Genomic DNA, 1,231 nt, shown 5'->3' with positions numbered 1-1,231 from the left:
GGCGGCAGCGATTATTGTGGGAGGTGGTACGGCAGGCGTGGTGCAAATGAGTACAGTCGCTGCACGTGGTGTTTCAACTGCAACCACAGGCGGCTTAGGGAATTTTGTTGTTGCTACAGGGGAGTGGATTGGAGCAATTTTACTTTCGGTTTCAGCTTTGTTAGTTCCGGCGCTTGTTGCGGTAGTGGTGCTGATTGCGGTTATTTTAGCGGTACGTTGGATACGCCATAAAAAGCAAGAACAGGCACATAGTCCTCTATAGGTTTAGCCTAAACATATTTTAAACAGCAATAAAAAAAGCCCAACATCCTGTTGGGCTTTTTCGTATTTGGGTACTAGATATGACTCCTGTCGTATCTCACGCTTCTGGTGCTTGAACCTATTATTGTTGTTTTATGTTCCGGAACATCCTGTTCCTGTATGAGTTCATATTAGGAAAAAAGAGGGATATCGCCAATCCGCAAAATCCCTAAAAGTTTGTAGGATAAAACGTACATTGAAACATGGTGTGAGGCATTTTGTAGTTACAGAGGGGGCGAATAGAGGAGGCTTACTTTTATACCTAATCATTGAAGATGCTGAGAAGAATAAGAGTTGCCATTAATAACAATATGTTATGTTTAAGTTTGGTTGTAAAAAGAACAATTTTATCGGGAGTAATCAATAAATGACCGTTATGTTGGTAAAACCTCATTTAAAATTTAAAGAGAGCTATAGCAACTATATTAATGAATTAGCAGATGAAGATCGTCACCCTTTGACAACGGAGTTTGACCATACAAATTTTGAATCATTTTTGAATAAACTGAGAGATTATGAAAAAGGGGAATCCCTAGAAGAAGGGCATGTTCCCAACATTACATATTGGTTAGTAGAAGGTAATGAAATTATTGGCGCGTCTAACTTGCGACTTAAACTCAATGAACAGATTGAATATTGTGGTGGACATATTGGTTTAGGTATTCGTCCTTCTAAACGTGGGCAGAATTTTGGCTCGAAATTGTTAGAGCTTACAATTCAGGAGGCATGGAAGTTAGGCCTAACGGAGTTACATATACATTGTTATAAATCTAATTTAGCTTCTGCAAAAACTATTCAAGCAAACAATGGTCGTCTTCATTCTGAAATTACTCTCAACCAAGTAGTTCAAAGGTATATTGTGAATAAAACAATATAAGAATTTTCTTTTAGAGCATTTTTAAACACCAATAAAAAAAGCCCGACATCCTGT

Annotated in this window: 2 protein-coding genes; both read left to right on the top strand. The window is 38.0% G+C overall.

Annotated features, from left to right (window positions below; genetic code table 11):
- A partial coding sequence (locus J536_RS24460; protein ID WP_032064293.1) for a DUF4126 domain-containing protein occupies nucleotides 1-262 on the top strand: 262 nt, incomplete at its 5' end.
- 405 nt (nucleotides 263-667) lie between these two features.
- On the top strand, nucleotides 668-1,177 hold the full coding sequence (locus tag J536_RS24455) for a GNAT family N-acetyltransferase (RefSeq protein ID WP_032064250.1): 510 nt from the start codon (nucleotides 668-670) through the stop codon (nucleotides 1,175-1,177).
- The last annotated feature ends 54 nt before the right edge of the window (nucleotides 1,178-1,231 follow it).

The organism is Acinetobacter sp. 809848 (assembly GCF_000581275.1).
In the GTDB taxonomy this organism is placed as follows: domain Bacteria; phylum Pseudomonadota; class Gammaproteobacteria; order Pseudomonadales; family Moraxellaceae; genus Acinetobacter; species Acinetobacter pittii.
Note: the sequence above shows the minus strand (reverse complement) of the source record. Positions and strands in the feature narration are given on the sequence as shown.

Coding starts and splice junctions, on each gene's coding strand:
- J536_RS24455 (WP_032064250.1), top strand. CDS start 668: ATGACCGTTATGTTGGTAAAACCTCATTTAAAATTTAAAGAGAGCTAT.